Raw genomic sequence first — 25,178 nt, forward strand, 5'->3', positions numbered from 1 at the left:
GTCCTGATAAGAAATGCGCACACTTCGGTTAAGGGGGATAGCGCCTGCGCTCCTGGTGACACGGATGCACCCGTCGGCCCGAGTGACGCTTCGGCCATCGTCACGACCACAGGTGTGATGGTGCGTCAGTTTTCTAGGAGATTTCTGCATGGCCAAGAAGGCCCACGCCGCGCCGGGACGTCCCGGACCTGCGGCAGTCAGGACCGGCAGACGGGCCAGGGTGATCATGGCGGCGTCCACCGCTGCCGTCGCCCTCACCGTCGTCACCGCGACCGCCAACGGCGCGGTCGCCCAAACGGGAACGCCCGGATCGGGCGCACCCAAGCGAATAGGGACCGCTCCGCACGTCCCGGCGGGTGCGACGGTGACCGGCGCGACCGCGTCGGGAACCACGCTGCACCTCAGTGTGAACCTGGCCCCCCGTGACCCGCAGGCGCTGGCGGACTTCGTCACCGCGGTGTCCACACCGGGGAACGCCCAGTACCACCACTACCTGGCCAAGGGGCAGTTCGCCTCGGTCTTCGGTCCCACGCGGGCCACCATCGCCGGGGTCTCACGGGCGTTGAAGGCGGCCGGTCTCGCTCCCGGCAAGGTCAGCCCGGACGGTCTGTCCATACCGGTCACCGCCACCGCCGCACAGGCATCCCACGCCTTCGCCACCGGCTTCCGGAACGTCCGGCTCAAGGACGGCACCACCGACTACCTCAACACGTCGGCCCCCTCCCTGCCCGCAGATGTAGCGGCGTCGGTGACCGGGGTCGTCGGCCTGAGCAGCGTCAGCACCGTCACCAGTCATCACACTGCGGCGCGTCGCGCGGGCAGGACCAGCTCCGCCTCCGCCTCCGCCACCGTCTCCGGACGCAGCTCGCGCGCGGCGACCGCGTACAGCCCGGCGCTCTGCGCCGACTTCACCGGCTCGGGTCTCGCCGACGGCACCGACTACTACAGCCCGGGCAAGCTGGCCGGGACCTACGGGATGACCAGCTCCGCCACCGTGGGTGCGGGGCAGACCGTGGCCGTGTTCGAGCTGGAGAACGTCGACGCCGGCAGTATCGCCGCGTACCAGTCCTGCGTCGGCACCAGCACCTCGGTCTCCACCGTGTACGTCGATACGACGGCGGGGGCCGGCGCACCGGCCACCGACGGATCGGTCGGCGTGGAGTCCGCGCTCGACATCGACGACCTGATCGGTCTGGTGCCCGGCGCGAGCATCATCGACTACCAGGGCCCGGACGCCGCGTCCGCGACCGACCAGAACGTGCTCGACGTCTACCAGCGGATGGTCACCGACGACCAGGCGCAGGTCATCTCCACCAGTTGGGGTGAGTGCGAGGCGGTCGAGAGCAGCGCGACCGCGAACGCCGAGAACACCGTCTTCGCGGAGGCCGCAGCGCAGGGCCAGAGCGTGGTCGCCGCCTCGGGCGACGACGGCTCCAGCGACTGCTACCGCGCCACCGGCTCCACCGCCAAGGCCGTCGACGACCCCGCGAGCCAGCCCTACGTCACCGGCGTCGGCGGTACGACCATGACCGGTTCGGGCAGCAGCGCGACCCAGACGACGTGGAACAACGACACCGGCGGTACCGGTGGCGGCGTCTCCTCGCGCTGGGCTCCCGTCGTCTACCAGGGCGGTGTCGCCACCACCGCCAAGCGTGCCGTTCCGGACGTCTCCGCCCTGGCGGACCCGCACAACGGCTACCCGATCTACCTCCAGGACAACAGCCAGTCCTCCAGCCCCCTCCCCGCCATCATCGGCGGCACCAGCGGCGCGGCCCCGACCTGGGCCGCCGCGATCGTCCAGGCCAACGCCGGCACCGCCTGCCAGGCGAACGGCCAGGTCGGCTTCCTCAACAACGCCCTCTACAAGGCCGCGCGGAGCAGCTACCCGACGAACTTCTGGGACGTCACCACCGGCAACAACTCCACGTACGCCACCGGCTTCACGTCCGCGGCCGGCTACGACGAGGTCACCGGTCTGGGCTCGCCCAAGGAGGTCGGCCTGACCACCGCGCTGTGCGCGGCCAAGGGCACGGCGGCCACGGGCGCCTCCACCTTCCACCCGCTCAGCAGCCCCAAGCGCCTGCTGGACACCCGCAACGGCACGGGCTGGGGCCTCAGTTCCATCCCGAGCACCAAGCCCCTGGTCGCGGGCGGTACCGCTCCGGTCAAGGTCGAGGGCGTCGGCGGGATCCCGAGCAGCGGCGTCACCGGTGTCGTGCTCAACCTCACGGTCACCGGCACCACCGGCGCCGGTTCGGTGACGGCCTGGGCCGACGGCACCACCAAGCCGTCGATCAGCAACCTCAACTGGACCGGAGCGAGCCAGACCGTCGCGGCCTCGGCGACCGTCAAGGTCGCCGGTGACGGCGTGGTGGACCTCTCCACCAACAGCACCACCCACCTGATCGCCGATGTCCAGGGCTACTACACCAGCGGCACCACCGGCTCGAAGTACACGGCGCTGGCCCCGGCCCGACTGCTGGACACCCGCTCCAAGGTCGGCATCTCCACCACCACCAAGATCTCCAACGCGGTGGTCAGCCTCAAGGTCCGCGGCCACGGCGGCGTACCGACCGGCGCCACCTCCGTAGTGCTCAACCTGACGGCGACCCAGACCGTCGGCGGCGGCTACCTGGAGGCCTACCCCGAAGGCGCCACCCGTCCGACCGCCTCCAACGTCAACTGGTCGGCCACCGGGACCACCATCCCCAACCTCGTGGTCGTGCCGATCGCGAGCGACGGCAACGTCAGCATCTACGTCCACGGCACCAGCCACGTCATCGCCGATGTCTCCGGCTACTTCTCCACCAGCGGCTCGACCTTCGACACGGTCACCCCGCTGCGCCTGCTGGACACCCGTACGACCACCGCCCTGGGCTCGGGCAAGACCCTGGCCCTGCAGATCTCCGGCGCCGACGGCATCCCGGCCGGCGTCAAGGCGGTCGTACTCACCGTCACCGTCACCGGTACCACCGGCAGCGGCTACCTCACCGCCTTCGCCGACGGCGGCAGCCGCCCGACGGCCTCCAACCTGAACTGGGTGAAGGGCAAGACGATCTCCAACCAGGTGATCGCGCCGGTCGGCTCAGACGGCAAGGTGGACTTCTACACCAACAGCACGACCAACGTCATCGCGGACGTCGCCGGCTACATCGGCTGACGGGTTCCGACGCCACACCGGTGATGCCCCGTCGACCATGCCGGTCGGCGGGGCATCGTCGCGTCCTGCCTCACGGGGCGGTACGGGTCTCGGGTTCGAATCCCGAAGGCTCGGCGAGTTGTCGCAGTGCCGTAGAAGCCTGGTGCTCGGGAGGTGTTCCGTCGTCGGGGAGACGCCGGACGAACTGCAACCGGGGGCCGTCCTTGTCCTGCTGTCCGGCGGCAAGGCCCGGCCAGTACGTGAAGGGGCTCATGGCCGAGTCCTGGTCGGGGAAGTCGGTGCCGATCCAGCCGACCTGGCCGTCCCACCGGGTGACGAGATCGGGCTGTTCGCGCAGCCCCGCGGCTGTCGGGCGGGCGGTGTTCCGAGCCGGCCAGGACCAGGACAGGTCGTTCTCCGCGCGCTCGATCTCGGCGTCGTAGTCCCCCGCCCCCGACCCTTGTCCAGCGCCCCGCGGATCGCCGTCAACTCCCGCTCCAGTTAGGCCGCTTCGGGGCGTCGAAGCGGTACTCGGGGAGTTCCGCGCGGGGTTGTCGCGCCGGCGGGCGACGCCAGTCGCGCCACACCACCTGGTCGCCTTCCCTGCGGATGGTCACGTAGAGCGCACCGCAGCAGCCCTCGGTGCAGTACGCCTCGGCGAGTTGCACCTCTCGGGGCTCGGTCGCGGCCCGCAGGCGACCGCTGTCGAGACGGCTTCGGCCGCCCCAGGCGGTCACCGCTGACGACGGCACCGCGGCGGCGGGCCCCGAACTGGTCCGGGAGGACGCGGAGTTGGCTGCTACCGGCTGGGGCGCGGCCATGAACCAGACGTGCGTTCCCGAGGCGAACGCGGAAGTCGGAGTCCGCTGCGAGACCGAGGTGGCGGAAGATGCGGAAGATCTCGCCTCGCGGACCTGGGACGCCACCGCCGAGGGCCGGTCCGCCGTACCGGAGAAGCCCGAAGCCCGCTCCGAAGACGGCGGGGCGCAGGTGTTGTTGGCCACCGACGCGAGTCGGAGACGGTGAAGGCCCGCAGCGCGGGGCGGCCGGGCGGGAGTTCGTCGATTTCCGTGCGGGCATTCCGACGTGCGGCGGCGCCGGTGAAGGACGTGCGGCACGGTGCTCCGGCCGGGACCCGCCCGGTCCGGTGAGCGGAACAGGGGGCGACAACCCCTTTGCGGCGCACCAGGCTCTCCTCCGACGGTCGGACACCGTGCGACGCGCCCTTCGGAAGGGGTAACCACGTGCACCTGATGGAGTTCCTCAAGTACAGGTCCGTGCCCGGTGCTGCCGTGTCCATCGGGCTCACCCGGCGTTGTCCGCTGCACTGCCGGCACTGTTCCACGGAGTCGCTGATGGACAGTGAGGAGCACCCGGCGCGGATGTTCCTGCGGTTCGCCGAGACGTTCACCGCCGAGAGCCACCCCGAGTTCGTCCTGATGTCGGGCGGCGAGGCGCTGCTGCGTCCCGCGCTGGTCCGTGACATCGCCGAACGGGCCCGCGCGGCCGGCGCGTACACCCACGTACTGTCCGGGCTGTTCTTCGCCCGCAAGCCGCGCATACCGCGGTCGGTCAGGGCGGCGATCGACGCCGTCGACCACTTCTCCGCCAGCCTCGACTGCTTCCACGAGGAGGAGGTCCCGCGCGAGGCCGTCTTCCGGGTGCTGCACGAGCTGATCGACGACGGCAAGGACGTCAGTCTGCAGCTCACCGGCCTCGGACCGGACGACCCCTACCTGGCCGACATCACCGGTGCCGTCCGGCGCGAGTTCGACGACCAAGTGCCCATGCTCGTCGTGCCGTTGGCGTCCGTCGGCCGCGCCAGGGAGTGGTTCGCCCGGCACCCCGGCACGGCTCAGCCGGTGACGGCGGAACCGTGCGCGCTGGCGAGCTGGCCGGTGGTCGGCTTCAACGGGCAGGTGACCGGCTGCGGCAACCAGGACGTGATGGACGGCAAGGTGCCGCTGCCCGCCCACCTCTACCTCGGGCACATCGCACGCGACGACTGGGCCACCATCAAGCGACGGACCCTGGAGTCACCGATGATGCGGGCCGTACGGACTTTCGGCCCCCGCTATCTGGCGGACGGCCTCGGCGGCGGCTGCGGCAGCGCGGGCTACTGCGACACCTGCTACACGCTTTCCAAGGCCCCCGACATCAGGCCCGAGGTACGCGAGTTGGTCGGCAGGCCGTCCACCGTCGCCGTAGAGCAGATGGTGACCCGCACGCTGGTCGACGCCGGGCCGTTGTCGTTCGCCCGCAGCTTCGGCGTCCCGGGCTACACGGACCTCGTCGCCCTCGGCCACACGCCGAAGGAGGACCTGGCATGCGCCGGATGACCCACGAGGGCCGGATGACTGATGGCGGCGGCCCGATGACCGACGGCGGCGGCCGGATGACCGACGGCGGCGGCCCGGCCGTCGACGATGGTGGCTTGGCGGTTGACGGCGGCGGTCCGACGGTCGACGCCGTCAGTCATCCGGCCGCCGTCGGCGCCCCGGCGGTCGGCGCCGGACAACCCACCGACAGCCGCCGCCTGAGCCACGACGAGATCAGCCGTATCCGCGTGACCCCGGGCGCCAGTGCCCTGCTGTTCATCACGGACCGGTGCCCGGTCGGTTGCGCGCACTGTTCGGTGGACTCGCGGGCCGACAGCCCCCGGATCACGGACTTCGCCCTGTTCGAGGCGATCGTCGAACGGCTCTGCGCGGACCCCGACCGCACCATGATCGGCATCTCCGGCGGGGAGCCCTTCGTGGAACGCAGGGGACTCACCTTCGCGACCCGGCGGATCGCCGCCGCGGGCAAGGACGTCGTCGTCTACACGAGCGGCATCTGGGCGGCGGCACCCGACCCGCCCCGCTGGATCCACGAGGTCCTCGACCGCTGCGTCTGCGTCTACCTCAGCACCGACGCCTACCACGAGGCGGGCACCGGCCCGGAACGCTTCGTCAACGCGGCCCGCGCCATCGGCGACCACCAACTTCCCATCGTGGTACAGGTGGTGGACAAGGACGGCGGCCCCGACCGGGCCAGGCAGCTCCTCGCCCTGGCCTTCGGCGACTCCTGGCCGCACCACGCCGAGGTGGTCCCCACACCCGGGCTCTCGCACGGCCGCGGCGCACAGCTCTTCCAGCCGGGCACCCGCCACCCCGGCCGGGCCTTCGGCGCCTGCGACTCCGTCATCTCCCCGGTCGTCCGCTACGACGGACGCGTCAGCGTCTGCTGCAACGAGTCCGTCGTGATGGGTGCCGGACCCGCGCTGCTACGGAGGCAGTGCCACTCCGGGGACGAGGTCGGCACCGCCGTGGACGACTTCCAACAGCACCCGTTCTACCGGGCGTTGGCCGACGCTGGGGCCGGCCCGCTCACCCTCCATCCCAAGTTCCGGGATCTCGCCGACCGCGGCTTCTCCGACATCTGCGGACTGTGCTGGGCGATGGCCCGCCGGGTCCGCCCGGACGAGGACGACCCGCTGATCCGCGCGATCCCCCTGCTGGCAAAGGGGACACCGGCATGAGCAGCGGCCGTGAAACGGACCACGTAGCTACGACGACCACGGCGCCGACACTCGCGCCCGAGCCCGCGCCCACCCACAGCGCGCTGCTCCGGGCGAAGATCGAGTTGCTGATGCCCCGGCTGTTCAGGCTGTCCGCGCGGGTCTGGGACTCACCGGCGCTGGGGGAGCTGTACCCGCGCTACCTCTGCGCCCTGCACAGCGCGATCCGCGCCACCGTCCCGCTGATGGAGACCGCGCTGGAGCGGGCGCGCGCCCTTGCGGAGGCCGGTGACCCGGTCGCCGCGGGCACCGCCGAGTACCTCGCCCGGCACATCCGGGAGGAACGCGGACACGACGAGTGGCTGCGCCAGGACCTCGCCGCGATCGGCCGCGACCCGGACGAACCCCTGCGGACGATGCCCACCGCGGGCGCGGCCGACCTGGTGGGCGCCCAGTACTACTGGATCCGCCACTACCACCCGGTCTGTCTGCTCGGCCACATCGCCGTCCTGGAGGGCTATCCGCCCTCGCCCGACTTCGCCGATCTGCTCCAGCGGCGCACCGGCTATCCCGCCGACGGGTTCCGGACTCTCCGTCGGCACGCCGCGCTGGACATCCGGCACCGGGACGAACTGATGCGGGCCATCGACCGGTTGCCGCTCGGCCCCGAACACCAAACGGCCCTGGGCGTGAGCGCGCTGCACACGCTGCGCGCGACCTCGGTGCTCTTCGAGGAGATCCTCGCGACCGCCCCGGGCCCCGTGCCACAACCGGCCTGAGCCGCCGAGTAGTCGAGTAGTCGAGTAGTCGAGTAGTTGAGTCGAGAAGTCGGGGAGTGGGGAGGTGGGGGGATGGTCAGGCAGCGCACGGGTGTCTTCGCCGCGCTGACGCACCGGCAGTACCGGCTGCTCTTCTGCGGACAGGTGCTGTCCGGCTGCGGGGACTGGATCGACTACGTCGCCCTGGTCTCGCTCGTCGCCTACCAGTGGCGGGCGGGCGCCGGCGGCCTGGCCGCCGTGGCGGTCGCGGCCGCCGTGCCGTGGCTGGTGGTGGCCCCGGTTGCCGGGGTCTGGGCGGACCGGCTGCCGCCGAAGGCGGTGATGATCGGGAGCGACCTGACACGTGCCGCCCTGGTGCTGTGCTTCCTGACGGCACCCGGACTGCCGGTGCTGCTCGGGCTGTTGGCGGTCAAGACGGCCGTAGGCACCCTGTTCATGCCGGCCCAGCAGTCGGCGATCAGGGCCGCGGTCCCGGAGCGGTCGCTGCTCGCGGCCACCTCGCTCAACACGTTCGCCAACCAGGCGACCAAGATCGCCGGTCCGGCACTGGGCGGCCTGGTCCTGACCCTGGCCGGCGCGCACGGCGCCTTTGTCGTCGACGCGGCGACCTTCGTCCTCTCGGCGCTGATCCTCACGCGGCTGCGGGCACAACCCGCGGCACAAAAGGGGACGGCGGCCGGCGCAGGGGCCGTAGGCCGGCGGACGGGTGGCGCACGGGCCGTATGGAACACCGGATTCCGCCGGGAGTTGCGCGAGGGACTCTCCTACGTCCGCCGCAGCGGGCCGCTGCGGATGGCCATCGCCTGCCTCTCCGCCACGCTCTTCCTCGTCCTGCTGTTCGACACGCTCTCCCCGCTGCTGCTACCGGAGTTGGGGCTACCACGATCGCTCTACGGTGCCGCGGTCGCGTCGGTGGCGGTCGGCGCGGCGGTGGGCAGCGTGGCCGTCGCCCACCTCGGGCAGCAGCGCGGCCCCTTCACGATCCTGGGAGCCTCGCAGGCGGCGACCGGCGTCCTCGTGGCGCTGGTCGGGGTGGCCGCGACGGTGGGTGTCCGCGTCGCGGCGGTGTCCTGGCTGCCCGTCACCGTGGGGATCGGGCTCTGTTCGGCCGGGATCCTCGTGGTCTTCGGCTACCTCGTCCAGCGGGAGACCCCGCCGGAGCTGATCGGGCGGGTCAGCACGGTCGCCATGGTCGTCCCCACGGCCCTGCAACTCGCCGCACCGGTGGCCGGCGCCGCGCTGGCGACGTGGATCGGCATCGGCTGGGTGCTGACCGGGGCGGGCGGGGGGCTGGCGGTGCTGGGCGGGGTGTGTCTGTGGCGGGGGGTGGAGGGCGACGGCGGTACGGGGGAGGAGCGGACTTCCCCGGCGAGGGTCACCGCCCCATCCACGGCCGCGCCCGCACCCGCGCCCGCGCCCGAGAGCTCCCCCTCATGAGCGGGACCGTGCCACCCGGTACGGCCCTGGAACACGGATCCACGGATCCACAGGTCCACAGGTCCATCAATTCACCGATCCACCGATTCACCGATTCCATCGAGGAGGCAAGTGACATGTCGTTCAACGCCGTTCAGGCACTCAAGGCGAAGGGCCACGACCTCGGGCACGCGACCGAGGCGCAGCTCAGCGCGATCGCGACGCTGTCCGAGGCGGAGGTCGCCGTCCTGAACTCCCTCAAGGACCGGCTGGAGGGCGAGGTCACCGCCCACGTCGAGGAGCCCACCGGGGTCATCGTCTGGTAGCCCGGGCCGACCCGGGGGCTTCCGTTCCCGACCTGGCCGTGTCATCCGACGCGGCCCGGAAATTCAGTTCCGACCAGGAGGTACACAGCTATGTCGTTCAACGCAGTACAGGCGCTGTCGGAGAAGGGCCACGACCTCGGGCACGCGACCGAGGCGCAGCTCGGCGTGATCGCCACCCTGTCCGAGGCGGAGGTCGCCGTCCTGAACTCCGTCAAGGAGCGTCTGGAGGGTGAGGTCACCGCTCACACGGAGGACGTGGTCACGGGCGTTCTCGTCTGGTAGCCGACGCCCCGGCCGAGCCGGGGTGACCGTATTCACCGCCGGCCGTGCCGTCCACAGGACGGTGCGGCCGGTGTCACACGCCGTTGTGCCGCCCGGACGGTTCCCGGTGGACGGCGGCAGGAGGCGCGCACGCCATGACCACCTCGCAGTACCGACGCCCCCGGACCGGCGAACTGTCCTGGCGGGCCACCGACCTCACCGAGGCGGACGACACCCTTCGTACGGCCTGGCCCCGGTCGGTACCGGCCCCGTGGGACCTCGGCGCGGCCACCGGTGCGGGGGTGCGGGTCTGCGTCCTGGACAGCGGGGTCCAGCCGGACCATCCCCTGGTGGGCGAAGTGTCCGCCGCCCACGCGGTGGACGTCGGCCCGGATGGGCGTCCTGGCGTGACGGAGGACGACTCCGGCGACGCGCACGGCCACGGCACCGCCTGCGCCGGCGTCATCCGGTCACTGGCTCCCGAGTGCGAGCTGACGAGCCTGCGGGTGCTGGGCGCGGAGTCCTCCTGCACGGGAGAAACGCTGCTCACCGGGCTGGGCTGGGCGGTCGAGCAGGGCTTCGACATCGTGAACGTCAGCCTGTCCACGACGAAGACAGATCTGCGGGACGCACTCCACGACCTCGCGGACCGGGCGTACTTCGGCGGCACCGTGCTGGTGGCCGCCGCCAGCAACCGCCGGATCGAGAGCTTCCCGTGGCGTTTCTCCTCGGTGCTCTCGGTCGGCAGCCACGACCTGCCCGACCCGCGCCGCATCCTCTACAACCCCAGACCCCCGGTCGAGTTCTTCGCCCGCGGCACGAACGTCCTCGCCCCCTGGACGGGCGGCGGCACCCGGGTATGCGCCGGCAACAGCTTCGCGGCGGCCCACCTGGCCGGAGTCTGCGCGCTGCTCCTGTCCCGCCACCCGGGACTGACCCCGTTTCAGGTCAAGAGCCTGCTGCACCTGATGGCGGCGAACGTGGTTGTCGAGTGAGAGGGGCAGGAGTACGCCGGGCCGCCGGTCACATCTGCTCGGCCTTGGACTTCGCCTTTGCCGCTCTGGTGATCCAGGATTGGCAGCACCATTGGGCGAGTCCGCCCACGGCGAGGGACACGAGGATCGCCCCCCAGTCGATGACGTGCGGCAGACCGGGAAAGAAGGCGAAGAACGCGAGCGCGGCGACGAGGCCCGAGAAGAATGCGGTGATACCCGCTCGGCGGCGCCGTGTTCTCCATGCCTGGTCCGAACCCTGGTCCTTGTTCTGCTCGATCATGAACAACTCACTTCGTGATGTTGTGACACTGGCTCACGCGACGCGTTCCGCCGACGTAGAGGCGGGCGCACGCCTTTCCGTAACGAGGCAGCGTCTGGGCAGAGTTGTTCCGCATCGGGTCGATCCTGCACTCGGTATGTGTCGTGCCGCGGGATGTGTGGTACGTCCGGTTTTCGGTGTCGGCATAGGTGAAGTCGATGCGCCAGTTGCAGAAACCGCTGCTCAGCGCTCCGACGAAGGCGCAGTCGACGCCGGCGTTCTGGTAGCTGATCTTCCGGCCGCTGCCTCGGATGATGTGCGTGAACAAACAGCCCGTCGGAATTTTCATCGTCATGCCGCCCACGCTGTACTCGAAGGTACGCACGGGAGTCGAACCGATCGCGCCGGCTTGAGCACCGGTCGGCACGGCAAGGACGAGAGCTCCCGCGGCCGCCAGGGCCGTGGTGAGGCGTGTGACGTACTGCATGACCAAGGCAGTCCCTTTCTGGTGATCTCCTGATGAGTACCTGGGACAACCGCGACCTGTAGTGGTCAGTTACAGGATTACGGGCTGATTCACCGCCGTGTGTGATCAGCGAACGACCGGCTGACCGGAAGAAGCGTTCATCCTCGCGGAGGGTCCCGTGCGGGCCGTGCTGAGCATGGTTGTTCCGATGAGCGCTGTGGCCGGAAACGGGGTGCGGTATTGCAGTTGAGGGCCTCTGTCCGGAGTCGGTCCATGACGAGGAGCCCTGGCGGCCCGCTGGTGAGTGGAACGGCTACGCGCATGTGCGGGTGTGGCGGGTGGACGTGGGGTACGTGGTCGTGGTGCTCAGTGGGAAGGGTGCCGAGTACCACCCGGAGACATTGCTTCCGCTGCTGCGTGCCGCATACCCGGACGACGCCGTCGAGTTCTTCTTCCACCGGCCGATGGGACTGGATGGCCCTGGGGACTACGCGGAGCTGACCTCTAAGCGGTCAACGCGTCGCGTCCGGGCGGTTGCCCCGGGTGAGTGCACGGGCGCACCAGCCGATGATCGACGCGTTGACCAGTGCTCCGAGGACGACCGCGATGATCAGCACCGCGGCGCCGCCCGGCAGTGCGAGGAGGACGAGGCTGGCCGGGGCGGTGGCCAGGAGGGGGATGACGGCGGCCATGGACCCGTCCGAGTCGTCGGGGATGTTGACGGCGATCGCCCAGACGAGCAGCGCCGCGCAGAGCACGAGGTAGGCGAGGGCGAAGGGGTTGCGGAGGTTCCGGCCCAGTCGGTGCAGAGGGGAACGGGCGGCTTGAGCATCGGTATTGGTCATGGGTGGGGCTCCTGGGGAGAAGAAGGGACGTACGTCAGAGGTGGTCCGCGCCCGGCGGGTTCGGGCGGGTGATGCCGAGGTCGTAGGCGAGGATCGTGGCCTGGACGCGGTCGCGCAGGCCGAGTTTGCGCAGCAGGGCGTTCACATGGGACTTGACCGTGCCGACCGTGATGCCCAACTCCCCGGCGATCTCCGCGTTGTTGAGGCCGGAGGCGAGCAGCCCGAGGACGTTGCGCTGGCTGTCGGTGAGACTTTCGAGTTCACGCGGACCGGAACCAGAGGAACCAGAGGAACCAGAGCAACCGGAGGAGCCAGAAGCCGAGTTGGCGTGGAATCCTGTGGCCGCTCCCGACGCGTAGTGGCCGATCAGACGACGGGTCGCCGACGGCGCGAGCACGCTCTCGCCGCTCGCCACCACCCTGATGCCGTCCAGGAGTTCGGACGCGTGGACGTCCTTGAGGAGGAAGCCGGAGGCCCCCGCGCGCAGGGCGTCGAAGACGTACGCGTCCAGGTCGAAGGTGGTCAGGACGAGGACACGGGGCGCGTTCTCCTTTCCGGTGATGATCCGGGTCGCGGCGATACCGTCGAGTTCGGGCATCCGTACGTCCATCACGACCACGTCCGGGGCCAGTTCGGCGGCGAGCACCACCGCCGTCGCGCCGTCCGCGGCCTCTCCTACGACCGTCATGTCCTCCTCGGCGTCGATCACCGCGGCGAAGCCCGCCCGGACGATGCCCTGGTCGTCGACGACCAGCACCCTGAGGCTCATCGTTGTCTCTCCTCGTCGTCCGGCACCGCGGTGAACGGCAGCCGGAGGTGGACCGTGCCCCGCGGCCGGCCGGTCGTCAGGGTGCCGCCGAGCGGCGCGATCCGCGCCGCCAACCGGTCCCGTACGGCGGAGTCCGCGGCGCGTGGCACACCGGTGGCCGTGATCGTCAACGTACCGTCGACCGCGTCGAGTTCGAGTACGGCGGGTTCGGCGTCGCCGGTCGCGAGGAGGGTCTCGGCGACGTGGTAGGCGGCGAGGTCTACCTCGGTGGGGAGGCGTTCCGGGACGCGGTCGGTGAGGCGTATCTCCACGTCGCGGCCGGTGGCCCGGCACTGGTGGGCGAGCAGGTCGAGGGCCTGGAGGGTGGGCTGCGGGGTCAGTTCGGCGGCCGTGTCGCCGTCGCGGACCGCGTCCAGGAGGGCGCGCATCGCGGTGAGTGCCTCGCGGGCGCGGGTCGCCGTCGCGTCGAGCCGGCCCGCCTGTGCCTCCGCGATCATGTCGGCGGTGCGGGCCAGCACGGTGGATTCGAGGCCGGCGGCGATTCGGCGGCGCTCCGCCCAGGCGTCCCGTACGGCTTCCTCCGTCCAGGTGGCGAGGCGCTGGGTCTGCGTGTCCTGGGCTGCCTTGTTGCGTCTGCCGAGCAGGGATCCCATGTAGTAGGCCGCACCAACTACCAAGGCGGAACCGGCAGTTGCAGCCAGAACCAGCGCCCAGCCAGGAATGGTTGTGCCGCGGTGCAGCACTGCGATCGTCAACGCTGTTGCCTGTGCGGCTGTTGCTGCAACGGGAAAGAAAAAGAAGGGGACTTGAGGTATTCGGTATGTGCGCGTCGGTGGGGGCTGGTCGCGCCCCGCGGCGGAGCCGCTGATCGATACGGCCCCGCGCCCCTTAAGAGCCGCCAGCGCGGCGCACGTTGCCAGCATGCTCAGTGTTGGTGGCAGCAGTACCGGGCCCGTGTAGTTGCCCACGTCCATCGCCACCGGCCACAGCAACGCCAAGCCCAGCAAAGCACCTTGCGCGAGGACTCGCGCCCTGCGCAGCCACAGCAGGGCCACCGCCTGGGCCGCCGCCAGCAGGGCGAACAGCACACCCGCCGAGACATGATCACCGGTCGGCGCCGACTCCGCCCGGATGATCAGGATCGGCAGGAGAGGCTGAAGGCACAGGCCCAACGCGGCGACCACCTGGGCCACGCGGTAGCTCGGCGGGAGCGACTCCTCGACCGGCCCGGCCGTACGGCCGGGCAGGGTCGCCCGTACCTCCCAGCCGCCCTCCGCCGTGGGGCCGGTGGTCAGGGTGCCGCCCGCCTCGCGGGCCCGGGAGCGGAGGAAGCCCTGGCCGCGGCCGCCGCCGAGGCCCGCGCCGTGGGCCGGGGTGCCGGCCGGTGGGGCCGCGCTGGTGATCACGACGTCGGTGCGGGTGTCGCCGTAGCGGCAGAGCACCGTGGTGCGCGCGCCCGGCGCGTGGCGGGCCACGTTGGTCAGGGCCTCGCGCACGACGCCGTAGGCCGCGTCCGCGACGGCGCCGTCCGGAAGGGGGTCGATCTCGGCGTCCACCGGCTGGTCGAGGCGGCGGAAGCCGGCGATCAGGGCCCGCAACCGCTCCTCGGGGGAGGGGAGTTCCTCGCGCGAGGGGGCCGGGGCGCGTACCGCGCCGAGTGCGCGGGTGACCTCACGGCCGGTCTCGGTCGCGAACTCCAGTGCCTCGGCGGTGAGTTCGGGGCGGCGTTCGCGCAGGCCGAGCGCGGCGCCGGCGGTGACGACCACGGCGGTGAGGTGGTGGGCGCTGACGTCGTGCAACTCCCGTTCCATACGGCGGCGTTCGGCCGCCGGGAGCCGGTGGCGTTCGGTCTCGGCGCGGTTCAGGAGGAGTTCGGCCGTCTGGCGGGCGTGACGGGTGCGCCGTACGAACATGCCCGCGCCGCACGCGGTGGTGTAGAGGAGGGCGGTCAGGACCAGGTCGAGGCCGTTGTTGTCGCTGAGGCCGTTCAGGTTGATGTTCTGCAGCAGCTGCCAGAGGACGAGCGCGACCACGCACAGGACCGTGGTGAAGGTGTCGCGCTCGGCCGCCACCGAGAACAGGGCGAGTGCCACGCCCACGGTGCCGAAGAGCGCCATCGCCCCGGTGGGCAGCGGTCCCGCGCCCACCGCGCAGGCCGCCGCGACCACGATCAGGGTGGTCACCGGACGGCTGCGGCGCAGCGCGAGCGCGGCCGTCACCGGTCCGGCGACCAGGGCGGCCACGAGCAGGTCGGCCGCGGTCGGCACGGTGCCGCGCAGTAGCGGAGCCCCTGGCCACACCAGGGCCTGGGCGCAGATCAGCAGGACCGGGAGCAGCCGGTCGTCGGTTCGTTTCATGGCACTCAAAGGCTATGGGCGCAGGTGAGGGGACCGGCTCAGGCTGAAGGGGGATTACGGCCGCACGCTTCTCTATCTCTGGTTCAAGGCGGCGACCGTCCTCCAGCCGGAGGACCGCGCCCCGCCCCGCTCCTAGGCTCGATCACATCGAGGGAAGCGGTCGACCACCGCCTCCCACACCACCCGCACCACACCCAGGGGGATCTCCCATGTCCATGTCCAAGCGCGCTCTCATCTCCTCGCTCGTCGGTGTCGCGGCGGTCGGCGGAGTCGTCGCCGCCGGTCTCGCCGCGTCGGCCGCCTCCACGCCCACCGAGCCGGCCCTCACGAACGGCTCCGCCCACTACACGGCCCCGACCGCGACCGCCGCCGGCTCCTTCACCTACACCGTGGACGTCACCGACGACTCGGGCATCCGCGGCCTCAAGGTCATCGCGTGGCCCGCGAGTTCGAAGCTGAACCCGACCAAGGCGGACCTCCGGTACGTCGACTCCGCCACGTGCAAGAGCACTTCGGCCGACACCTCGCGCTGCACCTACACCATCAAGGTCACCAAGAAGGAGGTGGACGAGACGGCCAAGGGCACCTGGAACGTCTCGACGCTGGCCACGGCCAAGGACGGCGGCACGGCGTTCGTGTCCGAGGCCGCCACCTTCGAGGTCGCGGGCTGACACCCACCCGTACGGGCCGACGCTCACGTATACAGGTACGGCGCTCCGCCTCGGTCGAGGCGGGGCGCCCTTGGCGTAGCCGAAACAGCCGGTGTCATGGTGCGAACGGAGATCAAGGCATGAGCAACTCACCTACGGCGGCCGGAGGTTACTCCGCCACTCCGCTCGCCAAGAAGATCGGCGTCAAGGCGGGGCATCAGGTCCGGCTGCGGCACGCGCCCGCCGAGTGGGACATGCCCGGGCTGCCCGACGACTGCGAGGTCTCCGACGGCGGGACGCGCGGCGCGGACGTCACCGTCGCCTTCTACCGGGAGTGGAAGGAACTGGACGCGGAGGGGATGGAACTCGTCCTCGGTCTCGACGACACCGCCATGCTGTGGATCGCCTGGCCGCGCAGGGCCGCGGGGCACGTCAGCGACATCACCGAGAACGGCCTCCGTGACCTCTTCCTCCCGCTCGGGGTGGTGGATGTGAAGGTGGCCGCGCTGGGGGAGGACTGGTCGGGGCTGAAGTTCGTGCGGCGGAGGGAAAACCGGCAAAGCCACAACAAAGGTCCCGCAAAATGAACTTGAGTCGTAGCCACCCGCCGATGTAGGGCAACATCTTGGTGAACGGCGAGTGTTGCGCGGTCAGGGCGCGGGCATCGCCGGATGGCCGGATGGAGTGAGGGACGTGGTGGAGCCGAGGATCGCCGTCGCCGTGGTGACCATGGGGAACCGGCCCGCCGAGGTGGACGCGCTTCTCGAATCCGTGGCCAAGCAGGACCTTCCGCCGGCCCGCATCGTGATCGTCGGAAACGGCTGCCGGCTCCCGGAGTTCGCCGACCGGCTCTCCCTGCCCGGCGAGGTCACCACCATCGACGTCGACGAGAACCTCGGCTGCCCCGGCGGCCGCAACGTCGGCCTGGCCCGGCTGCGCGAGTTCGGGGACGTGGACGTCGTAGTGGAACTCGACGACGACGGACTGCTCGTCGACGCGGACGTGCTGCGCCGGGTGCGCGACCTGTACGCGGCCGAACCGCGCCTCGGCATCGTCGGGTTCCGGATCGCCGACGAGCACGGCGAGACCCAGCGGCGGCATGTGCCGCGGGTCGGCGCGGGGGACCCGATGCGGGGCGGATACGTCACCGGGTTCCTCGGCGGCGGCCACGCGCTCAGCATGGCGATGCTCGCCGAGACGGGGGACTGGCCGGCCGAGTTCTTCTTCGCGCACGAGGAGACCGACCTCGCCTGGCGGGCCGCCGACGCCGGCTGGCACATCCGCTACGTTCCCGAACTCCTCCTCCAGCACCCCAAGACCTCGCCCGCCCGGCACGCCATCTACCACCGCGTCACCGCTCGCAACCGGGTCTGGCTGGTCCGGCGCCGGCTGCCGCTCGCGCTGATCCCGGTGCACCTGGGCGTGTGGACGCTGCTCACCCTCGTGCGGACGCGGTCGGTCGGCGGACTGCGGGCGTGGTTCGGCGGGTTCGTGGAGGGGGTGCGCGAACCGGCGGGGGAGCGGCGGGCCATGCGCTGGCGGACGGTGTGGCGGCTGACGCGGCTGGGCCGCCCGCCGGTCATCTGACCGACCCGTAGTACCTCGGACGTAAGGGACGAGGGAGTACCTCGGACGTAAGGGACGAGGGAGTACCTCGGACGTAAGGGACGAGGGCCCCGGCCGTTCACCTCCGACGGCCGGGGTCCTCTCGCGTCCCCGGACCCGGCCACGACGGCGACACTCCCCCGAGTTGCGCGTCGTACGCGCGCACCGTCGGGCCAGATCCGATGAAGTGATCACATCAGGTCGCGCCAACGAATCGCTAACATGTGGCCAACGGTGCGCCCGATGCTCCGGGGACGGATGGCCTGAAGTCGCCGCGCGGCAACGGGAGAGGGCGGGTACGGTAGCGGATCCCGGCCCTCGACGGCCGGGACAGGCTGGCGGGAAACCGCCGGACACAGGGCGGAAATCCGCCAGGGACGGCGGAGAACTCCGCCGCGGAGCACGGCCGACGGGGCCGTGCGGAAGGGCGACGGGTCGGTGTGATGCGGTGCGGGCTGCGGTTCGGACTGCTGGGCACGACTGTCCTCTACGGCCCCGACGGCGAACTGGTGCGGCCCATCGGCGGCACCAAGGTGCGCGTCCTGCTCGCCGCGCTGCTCCTCGAACCGGGCCGGGTCGTCTCCGTCGACGCGCTCAAGGACGCCCTGTGGGGCGGCTCGCCGCCGGCCTCCGCGCACGCCTCCCTGCACAACCACGTGACCCGGCTGCGCCGCCTCCTCGACGACCCCGAACGGCTGCGCGCGATCCCGCCGGGCTACCAACTCCGCGTCGACGAAGGCGAGTTGGACGTCCACGTCTTCGAATCCCAGGTCACCGCGGCCCGCGCCGCACACGCCGGCCGGGACTGGCCCCGGACCGTCCGCGCCTGCACGGCGGCCCTCGCACTGTGGCGCGGCACCCCGCTCAGCGGCCTGCCCGCCGAACTCGGCGGCTACGCCTTCGCCCAACGCCTCACCGAGGCCCGCCTGCTCGCCCTCGAATGGCGCTACGACGCCGAGCTCGCCCTCGGCGGTCCCCGACTCGGCGCGCTGGTACCGGAGTTGGCCGCACTGGTCGCCGACCATCCGCTCCGCGAGGGCTATCACCGCCAGCTGATGCTCGCCCTCCACCGCACCGGCCGCCAGCCCGAGGCCCTCGCCGTCCACCGCGACCTGCGCAACCGCCTGATCGAGGAGCTCGGCATCGAGCCGGGGGCGGGGGTGCGGGAGGCGCACGTGGAGGTGCTGCGGGCAGCGGCGCTCCGGGAAGGGGACCAGGGTCCGGTCGAGGCCGGTGCGGGCGTCGGCGCGGACCGGCCGGCGGGCGTACCCGCCGCGGCCGGTTCGCCCGCCGCCCACTCGCCCCCGCCGCCCCACCCCGCCCAACTCCCGCCCCCGCTGGCCCACTTCACCGGCCGCGCCGACACCCTCGACGCCCTGCGCGACACCCTCGCGCGCCCCTCCGGGGAGCCCGGTTCGCACCCCCTGGTCGTGATCAGCGGCATGGCCGGCGTGGGCAAGAGCGCCCTCGCCCTGCACACCGCCCATGAGCTGCGGGAACACTTTCCCGACGGGCAGTTGTACGTGAACCTGCACGGCGCCACCCCGGGCATGGCCCCCCTCACCGCCGGCCAGGCCCTCCACGCACTGCTCCGCGACCTCGGCGCCGAACCCCGGCACATCCCCGAACACCCGGACGCGGCAGCCGCGTTGCTCCGTTCCCTGCTGGCCCCCACCCGCACGCTCATGGTGCTGGACGACGCAGGGAACGCCGCCCAGGTACGGCCGCTGCTGCCGGGCGGCACCGGCTGCGCGGTGCTCGTCACCAGCCGTTCGCCGCTCACCGCCCTCGACGGCGCCCGCCGCTTCCCGCTCGCGCCGCTGTCCGGCGAGGACAGTGCGGCACTGCTGCGCGCGGTGTCCGGCCGGGACGGTCTCGACGCGGCCCACCCGCTCGTCGAACTCACCGGCCGCCTCCCGCTCGCCCTGCGTGTGGTCGCGGCCCGTCTGGCCGCGCGCCGCGCGCTCACCCCGGGCGTCCTCGCCGGTCAACTGGCCGCCACGGAAAGCCGGTTGCACCACCTGGAGTACGACGACCTCAGCGTCCGCCGTTCCCTGGCGGTGGCCCACGACGCGCTCGCCGCCTCCGACCGCGAGACCGACCGCGACGCGGCCCTCGCCCTGAGCCACATCGGCGCCCTCGACCTCCCGGCCTACGGCGCCCCCCTGCTCGCCCGCCTCGCCGCCACCACCGAACGCCGCACCGAGGCCGCCCTCGACCGCCTGGTCGACGTGGCCCTCCTGGAGGAAACGGCATACGGCCGCTACACCCCCCACGACCTGGTCAGGGACTTCGCCCGCGAACTGGCTGCGGCGGGGCCGCGCGGCGACACCGCGACGGCCGGGCCCGACGGTGGCGTCCCGGGGGCCGGGTCGCGTGCTGACGTTGCGGCGGGTGAGCTGCGGGGTGACGTCGCGGCGGCCGATTCGCGCGGCGATGTCGCCGCGCTCGGGCCGCGCGGAGATATCGCGGCGGCCAGGCCGTCGGGTGGGGTGGCGGGGGCCGGATCGCGTGGCGATATTCCCGTAGCCGGGCAGGCCGGTGGCGTTGCGGGAGTCGAGCCGTACGGTGATGGCAGGCTGGCCGGGGCGCGTGCTGACGTTGCGGTGGGCGGGCCGGGCAGCGGTGTCGTAGCGGTTGGTTCGCGCGGCGACACCGTGGGGGCCGAGCGGCCCGGTGACCTCGTCGATGTCGCCCTCGCCTGGTACGCCGCCGTTGCCGAGCGCACGCTCACCGCGATCGTCGAACCGGGGCTCGATCAGGACGACCGGTGTCGGCCGACCGCCGCCCAGCTGCCCGGGCATGCGGCGGAGGTGGCGGCTGTCGCTGCCTTCCGTGACTCCCAGGAGGCGTTCGCCTGGGGGGACTTGGAGTTGGAGAACGTGGTGGCGCTCGTCAACCGGTACGGCGACAGCCCCGACCACCGCAGAACCGCCCAGGTCTCGACCCTCGTGCGGCTGCTCTTCCCGTATGTGCTGCGCGGCGGCCGGGTCGCCGAAATGGAGGTGCTCGGGCGGGCCGCCCTGGGCGCGGCGCGGCGGCTCGGGGACGCGGCGGCGGAGGCGTACGCGCTGGGCGATCTCGCCGGGCTGCACTTTCTGACCGGCCGGCAGAGCGAAGCGCTGGGCCTCAACGACCAGGCACTGGCGATCTGGTGGCGGCTCGACGCGACCTCCTGGATCCGCCGCTGCCTCAACAACCGCGGTCTCCTCCTCGAAGGGCTGGGCCGGCACGCCGAGTCCGGGGTCGCGCTGCGCCAGAGCCTCGCGTATTCACGGCAGTTGGACGACCCGTACGGCGAGGCCGTGACCTACAGCCATCTCGGCAACCTGTACGAGCACACCGACCCGCGCGCCGCCATCGAGCAGCACCGGCGTTCGCTGGCCATCGGCGTCGGGATCGGCGCGGTGATCGTGCAGCACTCCGCGCACTGCAACATCGGCTACGCCCACCTCGCCCTCGGCGAACCGGCCGCCGCCCTACCGCACTTCGAGGAGAGCCTGCGCATCCTCGGTGACCTCGGCGACTGGCACGGCGAGTCGCAGACCCGGCTGGGACTGGTCCGCGCGCTGCGCCTGCTCGGCCGGACGGAGCGTGCCGGCGCCGAGTGCGGAGAACTCCTGCGCCGCGCCGACGCCCGCGCCGACCGCTACATGGGCGGCCTCGCCCGCCACCAACTCGGCCTGCTGCTACGGGAACAGGGGCGGGCGGAGGAGGCGTACGCGCAGTGGCGCACCGCCCTCGCCGCGCTCGACGGGACGGACGAGAAGGCCGTCGTGGAGGAGCTGGGTGAGCTGTTGTCGCAGGGTGACGCGCGTTGACGGCCGGGGCCCCCGCCCCTATTTCGCGTCGGCGTAGCACTCGACGACCGCGACGGTGAACGGGAAGCGGACGGGTGTCTCGCCGAACGTCAGCCGGCCGGCGAGGTCGGCCGCCTCCTGTATCGCGGCGGCCACGGTCTCGGCCTCCTCCTTCGGACAGTGCACGATCACCTCGTCGTGCTGGAAGAAGACCAGCTCGGCCGCGAGCTCCGCGCAGGACCGGCGGAGCGCGGCGAGCATCAGCAGGGCCCAGTCGGCCGCGCTGCCCTGGACGACGAAGTTGCGGGCGAAGCGGCCCCGGGCACGGGAGTTGGTGGAGGCGTAGCCCGGCACCCAGCCCTGGTCGGTGGGCGCGGTGACGGGGTCGTCCTGCGGAATCCCCGCCTCCTCCGCCGCGTCCTCGCCACCGGCCACCGGCGGGCAGGTCCGCCCCAGCCAGGTCCGCACCAGCCGCCCCTCCTCACCGGCCCGCGCGGCGTCGTCGACGTACGCCACCGCCTTGGGGAACCGGCGGCGCAGCGCGGCGAGGTTCTTGAGGCCGTCGCCGGAGGTCTGGCCGTAGACCGCGCCGAGCACCGCGATCTTGGCCTGGTCGCGGTCTCCGGAGAAGGCGCGGTCGGACACGGACTGGTAGAGGTCGGTGGGGCGGCCGGCCACCTCCATCAGCCCGGGGTCGCGGGAGATCGCGGCGAGCACCCGGGGCTCCATCTGGTCGGCGTCGGCGACGACGAGCCGCCAGCCCGGGTCGGCGACCACCGCGCGCCGGATGACCTTGGGGATCTGCAGCCCGCCCCCGCCGTTGGTGACCCAGCGCCCGGTGACGGTCCCGCCGGCCAGGAACTCGGGCCTGAACCGCCCGTCCCGCACCCAGTCCTGCAACCAGGACCACCCGTGCGCGACCCAGATGCGGTACAGCTTCTTGTACTCCAGCAGCGGCTTCACCGCCGGATGGTCGAGGGACTGGATCTCCCAGCGCCGGGTCGACCTGACCCTGATCCCGGCCTGCGCGAAGGCCTTGACGACGTCCGCGGGCAGGTCCGGCCGCACCCGTCTCCCGAACGCGGCGGACACCTCGTCCGCCAGCTCGGCCAGCCGCCGCGGCTCACCCCCGCCCGCATACCGCTCGCCCAGCAACTCGTGCAGCAGCTCGCGGTGCACGTCGGCGCTCCACGGCAGCCCCGCCCGGTTCATCTCGGCGGCGACCAGCATCCCCGCCGACTCCGACGCGGTGAGCAGCCGCATCCGGTCGGGGTGCTCGGTGGTGTCGTGCCGTCGCTGCTGCTCGGCGTACACGGCGAGGAGGTCGGCGAGGGGGAGACGGACGCTCTGCGGCTCGAAGAGCGAGGACTGGGAGCCGGGTTCGGCGGCCCGCTGCGGCGGATCCGGCGGTACGGGTCCGCCGCGCAACCGCGCCAGCGCGGCGGCGGCCGACCGCGGCTCCCCGTGCCGTCCCTCGTACCCGAGCAGCAGGGTCTCGGCGTCCTCCACGTCGTAGCACCGCTCCACCCGCACCCCCGCGGCGAGCAGCGCCGGATACACCTCGGCGGTGGACCGCCACACCCACCGGCCGACCTCCGGCCGCCCGCGCACGGCCTCGACCAGATCCGGCTCCCACCGCACACCGCCCGACCCGGGCAGCCCGCCGGGACCGAGGGCGGCGACCTCGACACCACCACCCTCGGCCGGGGCGAGAGCCCAGCGATCGGTCATGTTCGCGAGTGTGGCACGCGAGTCTGACAACGGCCCCGACCTGCGCGAACCGGCTCGCGGGCCGGGTGTCTCCGAGACGTCTCCGAGCGGCTCCGAGCGAAGAAACGTCACGCGCACACTCGTGCGAGTGAGGCATCACGAGATCGCGGGCGGCCCTCTCGCCCACGCTGACAAGGTCGCTCCGTACGAAGGAGGTCCGCCGTGGCACTGACCGCCCCGGAACGCCGACCGAGTCCTCATCCGAGTCCGACGGAGGGGACGCGCGTGGACGCGTCCGTCGAGGCCGCCTTCGATGCGTTCGACGCCGCCGCCCCGGAGGGCTGGCGTGTGGAGTTGGTCGAAGGGAAGATCCACGTGGTGCCTCCGGCCGATGGGGAGCATGAAGAGATCGTGTCCGAGGTCACTGGCCAGGTCCGGGACCATCGAAGGGAATACGGTCGCTGCACCGGCCTCGGTCTGCACGTCCCGGGAGCTCCGACACCGGCAAGGTCATCCCCGACCTGGTGATCGCCCCGAAGGGGAGTTTCGCCGACGACCAGCGCTATCACGACCCCGCGCCGGTCGTTCTCGTAGGCGAGGTGACCTCCGAGTCCACAGTGGACAACGACCGCGGGCCCAAACTTCGCGGCTACGCCCGCGCGGGCATCCCCTGCTACCTGCTGATCGACCGCGAGGCCGGGACGGTCATCGTCTACAGCGAGCCCTCCGAGGACTGCTACACGCGTGCCGCCGAGATCGAGATCTCCAAGACCGTGGCGCTGCCGGAGCCGCTCGGGTTCGACCTCGACACCAGCCAGTTCTGAGGTCGGCTCGTCGGCCCGTCAGCCCTGGAGCCGGTGCAGCATCTCGGTGATGTGCCGTTCGCTCGTGGGCTTGTCGATGCCCAGGCCGTTGAGCACGCCCTCGCCGTTCTCCTGCTCCAGCAGGGCGAGCAGGATGTGTTCGGTGCCGATGTAGTTGTGGCCCAGGCGCAGGGCCTCGCGGAAGGTGAGTTCCAGGACCTTCTTGGCGTCGGGGCCGTAGGGGACGAGGTCCGGGACCTCCTCGGCGGCCGGCGGCAGCGCCGCGGTCGCCGCCTGGCGTACGGCGTCCAGGGCAACCCCCTGCGCGGTGATCGCCTTGCCCGCGAGGGCGTCCGGTTCGGCGAGCAGACCGAGGACGAGGTGTTCGGGACGGCCCTCGGGGTTGCGGGCGGCGATGGCCTCGTTGTGGGCGGCCATCACGACGTTGCGGGCCCGTACGGTGTACCGGCTGAACCCCTGGCTCAGGTCGAGGTCCGCGGACTCCTTGGCGACGAAGCGCTTCTGCGCGGCCTGCCGGGTGACCCCCATGCTCTTGCCGATCTCCGTCCAGGAGGCACCCGATCGCCGGGCCTGGTCCACGAAGTGGCCGATGAGATGGTCGGCCACGTCGCCCAGGTGGTCGGCGGCGATCACCGCGTCCTGGAGTTGGTCGAGCGGGGCGGGGTGGACCTTCTTGATGGCCGCGATGAGGTCGTCGAGACGTACGGATGAGGTGACGTTCGGATTGGTCGTCATGCTGTCAACCGTAGGTTGACAGCATGCGGCCGTCAACCCCAGGTTGACACTCGGTCGTGGTGGCGGCCGTCAGGCCGGCTTCAGGTCGGTACGGGGATCGACGGCCCAGTGGTTGCTCCGCAGGACCCGGTCCGCGAACGTGACGTTCCGCTCGCCGACGAAGCGGAAGCCGAGCGACCGGCAGATGCCGTTCGAGGCCGCGTTGCCCGTCGCCGGAAACGCGTGGACCACGCCCCAGCGGTCTTCGCCCCGAGCCTGTTCGAGGAGGGTTCGGGCCGCGAGTTTGCCCAGACCGCGCCCCTGGAACTGCGGCAGGACCATCCAGCCGATCTCCGATACGGGCCCTTCGTGGGCGTCGTGGGACCAGATGGTCACCGACCCGGCCACCACGGCGGGAGTGTCCGGGTCAGGGATGATCATCTTGATCCAGCAGATGTCGGCCGCCGCCTCGGCGGCGTCCCGACGCGCTTTGCCGGGCTGGAGTTCACGCGGCAGGGGGCCGCCGAGATCGGCCATCATGACCGGGTCGCACCGCATCTGGATGTAGGCGTCGACGTCGTCCGCCGTGACGTTGCGCAACTGCATGGGGCCTCCCTGGTGTAGTAGGCACTGTGTTGTCAGCACTCCAACGCCCTTGATTCCACCAGGAGTTGGTTGTCCACAGGGTGTGGATGAGCGGGCTTCTTCGTCCCGCCTGTCGAGCCGCCCGTCGAGATTGGCGCACACCCCTACCCACCCCGAAA

The 25,178-nt window shown here is 71.8% G+C and carries 21 protein-coding genes and 2 pseudogenes; 14 read left to right on the plus strand and 9 right to left on the minus strand.

Annotated elements, in window-relative coordinates; translation table 11 throughout:
- Positions 1-148: 148 nt before the first annotated feature.
- Complete coding sequence (locus ACWDEW_RS14400; RefSeq protein WP_450512754.1) at positions 149-3,160, plus strand: S53 family peptidase; 3,012 nt, start codon at positions 149-151, stop codon at positions 3,158-3,160.
- 70 nt (positions 3,161-3,230) lie between these two features.
- Here the strand turns inward: ACWDEW_RS14400 and ACWDEW_RS14405 are convergent.
- Positions 3,231-3,849: pseudogene (locus ACWDEW_RS14405) on the minus strand (hypothetical protein); the annotation flags it as partial.
- A 109-nt stretch (positions 3,850-3,958) separates the two neighbouring features.
- Between ACWDEW_RS14405 and ACWDEW_RS14410 the strand changes: the two are divergent.
- The 8 genes from ACWDEW_RS14410 to ACWDEW_RS14445 all read left to right on the plus strand — a co-directional run bounded on the left by ACWDEW_RS14410 (position 3,959) and on the right by ACWDEW_RS14445 (position 10,415).
- On the plus strand, positions 3,959-4,165 hold the full coding sequence (locus tag ACWDEW_RS14410; RefSeq protein WP_450512756.1) for a hypothetical protein: 207 nt from the start codon (positions 3,959-3,961) through the stop codon (positions 4,163-4,165).
- A gap of 227 nt (positions 4,166-4,392) precedes the next feature.
- Positions 4,393-5,478 (plus strand): radical SAM protein, encoded by a 1,086-nt coding sequence (locus ACWDEW_RS14415; RefSeq protein WP_450512917.1) that lies wholly within the window; start codon positions 4,393-4,395, stop codon positions 5,476-5,478.
- Positions 5,466-6,659, plus strand: coding sequence for a radical SAM protein (locus ACWDEW_RS14420; protein ID WP_450512758.1), 1,194 nt, complete (start codon positions 5,466-5,468; stop codon positions 6,657-6,659). The genes ACWDEW_RS14415 and ACWDEW_RS14420 overlap by 13 nt, the downstream gene beginning before the upstream one ends.
- Positions 6,656-7,417: an iron-containing redox enzyme family protein gene (locus ACWDEW_RS14425; RefSeq protein ID WP_450512760.1), complete on the plus strand. Its 762-nt coding sequence runs from the start codon at positions 6,656-6,658 to the stop codon at positions 7,415-7,417. The genes ACWDEW_RS14420 and ACWDEW_RS14425 overlap by 4 nt, the downstream gene beginning before the upstream one ends.
- A gap of 72 nt (positions 7,418-7,489) precedes the next feature.
- Positions 7,490-8,854 carry an MFS transporter gene (locus ACWDEW_RS14430; protein ID WP_450512762.1) on the plus strand — a complete coding sequence of 455 codons (1,365 nt, stop codon included), beginning with the start codon at positions 7,490-7,492 and terminating at the stop codon, positions 8,852-8,854.
- A 116-nt stretch (positions 8,855-8,970) separates the two neighbouring features.
- Complete coding sequence (locus tag ACWDEW_RS14435) at positions 8,971-9,159, plus strand: aroma-sacti cluster domain-containing protein (RefSeq protein ID WP_450512764.1); 189 nt, start codon at positions 8,971-8,973, stop codon at positions 9,157-9,159.
- 90 nt (positions 9,160-9,249) lie between these two features.
- Positions 9,250-9,441: an aroma-sacti cluster domain-containing protein gene (locus tag ACWDEW_RS14440; protein WP_450512766.1), complete on the plus strand. Its 192-nt coding sequence runs from the start codon at positions 9,250-9,252 to the stop codon at positions 9,439-9,441.
- 134 nt (positions 9,442-9,575) lie between these two features.
- A complete protein-coding gene (locus ACWDEW_RS14445; protein ID WP_450512767.1) occupies positions 9,576-10,415 on the plus strand; it encodes a S8 family peptidase in 840 nt (279 codons plus the stop codon).
- Between the two features lie 28 nt (positions 10,416-10,443).
- Here ACWDEW_RS14445 and ACWDEW_RS14450 read toward each other — a convergent pair whose 3' ends face one another.
- The 5 genes from ACWDEW_RS14450 to ACWDEW_RS14470 form a co-directional block, all read right to left on the minus strand.
- Positions 10,444-10,695, minus strand: a complete 252-nt coding sequence (locus ACWDEW_RS14450; RefSeq protein WP_450512769.1) for a hypothetical protein — start codon at positions 10,693-10,695, stop codon at positions 10,444-10,446.
- 7 nt (positions 10,696-10,702) lie between these two features.
- A complete protein-coding gene (locus ACWDEW_RS14455; RefSeq protein WP_450512771.1) occupies positions 10,703-11,161 on the minus strand; it encodes a hypothetical protein in 459 nt (152 codons plus the stop codon).
- Positions 11,162-11,652: 491 nt separating this feature from the next.
- The gene (locus tag ACWDEW_RS14460) at positions 11,653-11,985 is read right to left on the minus strand and encodes an SCO4225 family membrane protein (protein ID WP_450512772.1); all 333 of its coding nucleotides are present in this window, start codon (positions 11,983-11,985) and stop codon (positions 11,653-11,655) included.
- A gap of 34 nt (positions 11,986-12,019) precedes the next feature.
- On the minus strand, positions 12,020-12,754 hold the full coding sequence (locus ACWDEW_RS14465; protein ID WP_450512774.1) for a response regulator: 735 nt from the start codon (positions 12,752-12,754) through the stop codon (positions 12,020-12,022).
- Positions 12,751-15,111 (minus strand): histidine kinase, encoded by a 2,361-nt coding sequence (locus ACWDEW_RS14470; RefSeq protein ID WP_450512776.1) that lies wholly within the window; start codon positions 15,109-15,111, stop codon positions 12,751-12,753. Before ACWDEW_RS14470 ends, ACWDEW_RS14465 begins: the two co-directional genes overlap by 4 nt.
- A 209-nt stretch (positions 15,112-15,320) precedes the next feature.
- Here ACWDEW_RS14470 and ACWDEW_RS14475 point away from each other — a divergent pair, with 209 nt between their 5' ends.
- The 4 genes from ACWDEW_RS14475 (at position 15,321) to ACWDEW_RS14490 (ending at position 21,187) form a co-directional block, all read left to right on the plus strand.
- Positions 15,321-15,782, plus strand: a complete 462-nt coding sequence (locus tag ACWDEW_RS14475; RefSeq protein ID WP_450512777.1) for a DUF5707 domain-containing protein — start codon at positions 15,321-15,323, stop codon at positions 15,780-15,782.
- Between the two features lie 119 nt (positions 15,783-15,901).
- On the plus strand, positions 15,902-16,348 hold the full coding sequence (locus ACWDEW_RS14480) for a DUF3052 domain-containing protein (protein WP_450512779.1): 447 nt from the start codon (positions 15,902-15,904) through the stop codon (positions 16,346-16,348).
- A 106-nt stretch (positions 16,349-16,454) separates the two neighbouring features.
- Positions 16,455-17,348 (plus strand): glycosyltransferase family 2 protein, encoded by an 894-nt coding sequence (locus ACWDEW_RS14485; protein ID WP_450512781.1) that lies wholly within the window; start codon positions 16,455-16,457, stop codon positions 17,346-17,348.
- A 461-nt stretch (positions 17,349-17,809) separates the two neighbouring features.
- Positions 17,810-21,187 (plus strand): BTAD domain-containing putative transcriptional regulator, encoded by a 3,378-nt coding sequence (locus ACWDEW_RS14490; protein ID WP_450512783.1) that lies wholly within the window; start codon positions 17,810-17,812, stop codon positions 21,185-21,187.
- Between the two features lie 18 nt (positions 21,188-21,205).
- On the opposite strand, the gene ACWDEW_RS14495 is transcribed toward ACWDEW_RS14490, so the two are convergent.
- Positions 21,206-22,897 (minus strand): bifunctional 3'-5' exonuclease/DNA polymerase, encoded by a 1,692-nt coding sequence (locus ACWDEW_RS14495; RefSeq protein ID WP_450512785.1) that lies wholly within the window; start codon positions 22,895-22,897, stop codon positions 21,206-21,208.
- A 264-nt stretch (positions 22,898-23,161) separates the two neighbouring features.
- On the opposite strand from ACWDEW_RS14495, the pseudogene ACWDEW_RS14500 reads away from it, so the two are divergent.
- Positions 23,162-23,700 (plus strand): annotated as a pseudogene (locus ACWDEW_RS14500) (Uma2 family endonuclease).
- Positions 23,701-23,718: 18 nt separating this feature from the next.
- Here the strand turns inward: ACWDEW_RS14500 and ACWDEW_RS14505 are convergent.
- Positions 23,719-24,435: a Clp protease N-terminal domain-containing protein gene (locus tag ACWDEW_RS14505; protein ID WP_450512787.1), complete on the minus strand. Its 717-nt coding sequence runs from the start codon at positions 24,433-24,435 to the stop codon at positions 23,719-23,721.
- 69 nt (positions 24,436-24,504) lie between these two features.
- Complete coding sequence (locus tag ACWDEW_RS14510) at positions 24,505-25,020, minus strand: GNAT family N-acetyltransferase (protein WP_450512789.1); 516 nt, start codon at positions 25,018-25,020, stop codon at positions 24,505-24,507.
- Positions 25,021-25,178: the final 158 nt, after the last annotated feature.

It is taken from the genome of Streptomyces sp. NPDC001100 (assembly GCF_053598575.1).

What these genes read in the sequence shown, in the direction of transcription:
- ACWDEW_RS14465 (WP_450512774.1), bottom strand. Translation starts at nt 12,754, where the DNA reads ATGAGCCTCAGGGTGCTGGTCGTCGACGACCAGGGCATCGTCCGGGCG.
- ACWDEW_RS14410 (WP_450512756.1), top strand. Translation starts at nt 3,959, where the DNA reads ATGAACCAGACGTGCGTTCCCGAGGCGAACGCGGAAGTCGGAGTCCGC.
- ACWDEW_RS14435 (WP_450512764.1), top strand. Translation starts at nt 8,971, where the DNA reads ATGTCGTTCAACGCCGTTCAGGCACTCAAGGCGAAGGGCCACGACCTC.
- ACWDEW_RS14460 (WP_450512772.1), bottom strand. Translation starts at nt 11,985, where the DNA reads ATGACCAATACCGATGCTCAAGCCGCCCGTTCCCCTCTGCACCGACTG.
- ACWDEW_RS14495 (WP_450512785.1), bottom strand. Translation starts at nt 22,897, where the DNA reads ATGACCGATCGCTGGGCTCTCGCCCCGGCCGAGGGTGGTGGTGTCGAG.
- ACWDEW_RS14440 (WP_450512766.1), top strand. Translation starts at nt 9,250, where the DNA reads ATGTCGTTCAACGCAGTACAGGCGCTGTCGGAGAAGGGCCACGACCTC.
- ACWDEW_RS14455 (WP_450512771.1), bottom strand. Translation starts at nt 11,161, where the DNA reads ATGCAGTACGTCACACGCCTCACCACGGCCCTGGCGGCCGCGGGAGCT.
- ACWDEW_RS14450 (WP_450512769.1), bottom strand. Translation starts at nt 10,695, where the DNA reads ATGATCGAGCAGAACAAGGACCAGGGTTCGGACCAGGCATGGAGAACA.
- ACWDEW_RS14445 (WP_450512767.1), top strand. Translation starts at nt 9,576, where the DNA reads ATGACCACCTCGCAGTACCGACGCCCCCGGACCGGCGAACTGTCCTGG.
- ACWDEW_RS14475 (WP_450512777.1), top strand. Translation starts at nt 15,321, where the DNA reads ATGTCCATGTCCAAGCGCGCTCTCATCTCCTCGCTCGTCGGTGTCGCG.
- ACWDEW_RS14480 (WP_450512779.1), top strand. Translation starts at nt 15,902, where the DNA reads ATGAGCAACTCACCTACGGCGGCCGGAGGTTACTCCGCCACTCCGCTC.
- ACWDEW_RS14430 (WP_450512762.1), top strand. Translation starts at nt 7,490, where the DNA reads ATGGTCAGGCAGCGCACGGGTGTCTTCGCCGCGCTGACGCACCGGCAG.
- ACWDEW_RS14415 (WP_450512917.1), top strand. Translation starts at nt 4,393, where the DNA reads ATGGAGTTCCTCAAGTACAGGTCCGTGCCCGGTGCTGCCGTGTCCATC.
- ACWDEW_RS14470 (WP_450512776.1), bottom strand. Translation starts at nt 15,111, where the DNA reads ATGAAACGAACCGACGACCGGCTGCTCCCGGTCCTGCTGATCTGCGCC.
- ACWDEW_RS14490 (WP_450512783.1), top strand. Translation starts at nt 17,810, where the DNA reads ATGCGGTGCGGGCTGCGGTTCGGACTGCTGGGCACGACTGTCCTCTAC.
- ACWDEW_RS14505 (WP_450512787.1), bottom strand. Translation starts at nt 24,435, where the DNA reads ATGACGACCAATCCGAACGTCACCTCATCCGTACGTCTCGACGACCTC.
- ACWDEW_RS14425 (WP_450512760.1), top strand. Translation starts at nt 6,656, where the DNA reads ATGAGCAGCGGCCGTGAAACGGACCACGTAGCTACGACGACCACGGCG.
- ACWDEW_RS14420 (WP_450512758.1), top strand. Translation starts at nt 5,466, where the DNA reads ATGCGCCGGATGACCCACGAGGGCCGGATGACTGATGGCGGCGGCCCG.
- ACWDEW_RS14510 (WP_450512789.1), bottom strand. Translation starts at nt 25,020, where the DNA reads ATGCAGTTGCGCAACGTCACGGCGGACGACGTCGACGCCTACATCCAG.
- ACWDEW_RS14400 (WP_450512754.1), top strand. Translation starts at nt 149, where the DNA reads ATGGCCAAGAAGGCCCACGCCGCGCCGGGACGTCCCGGACCTGCGGCA.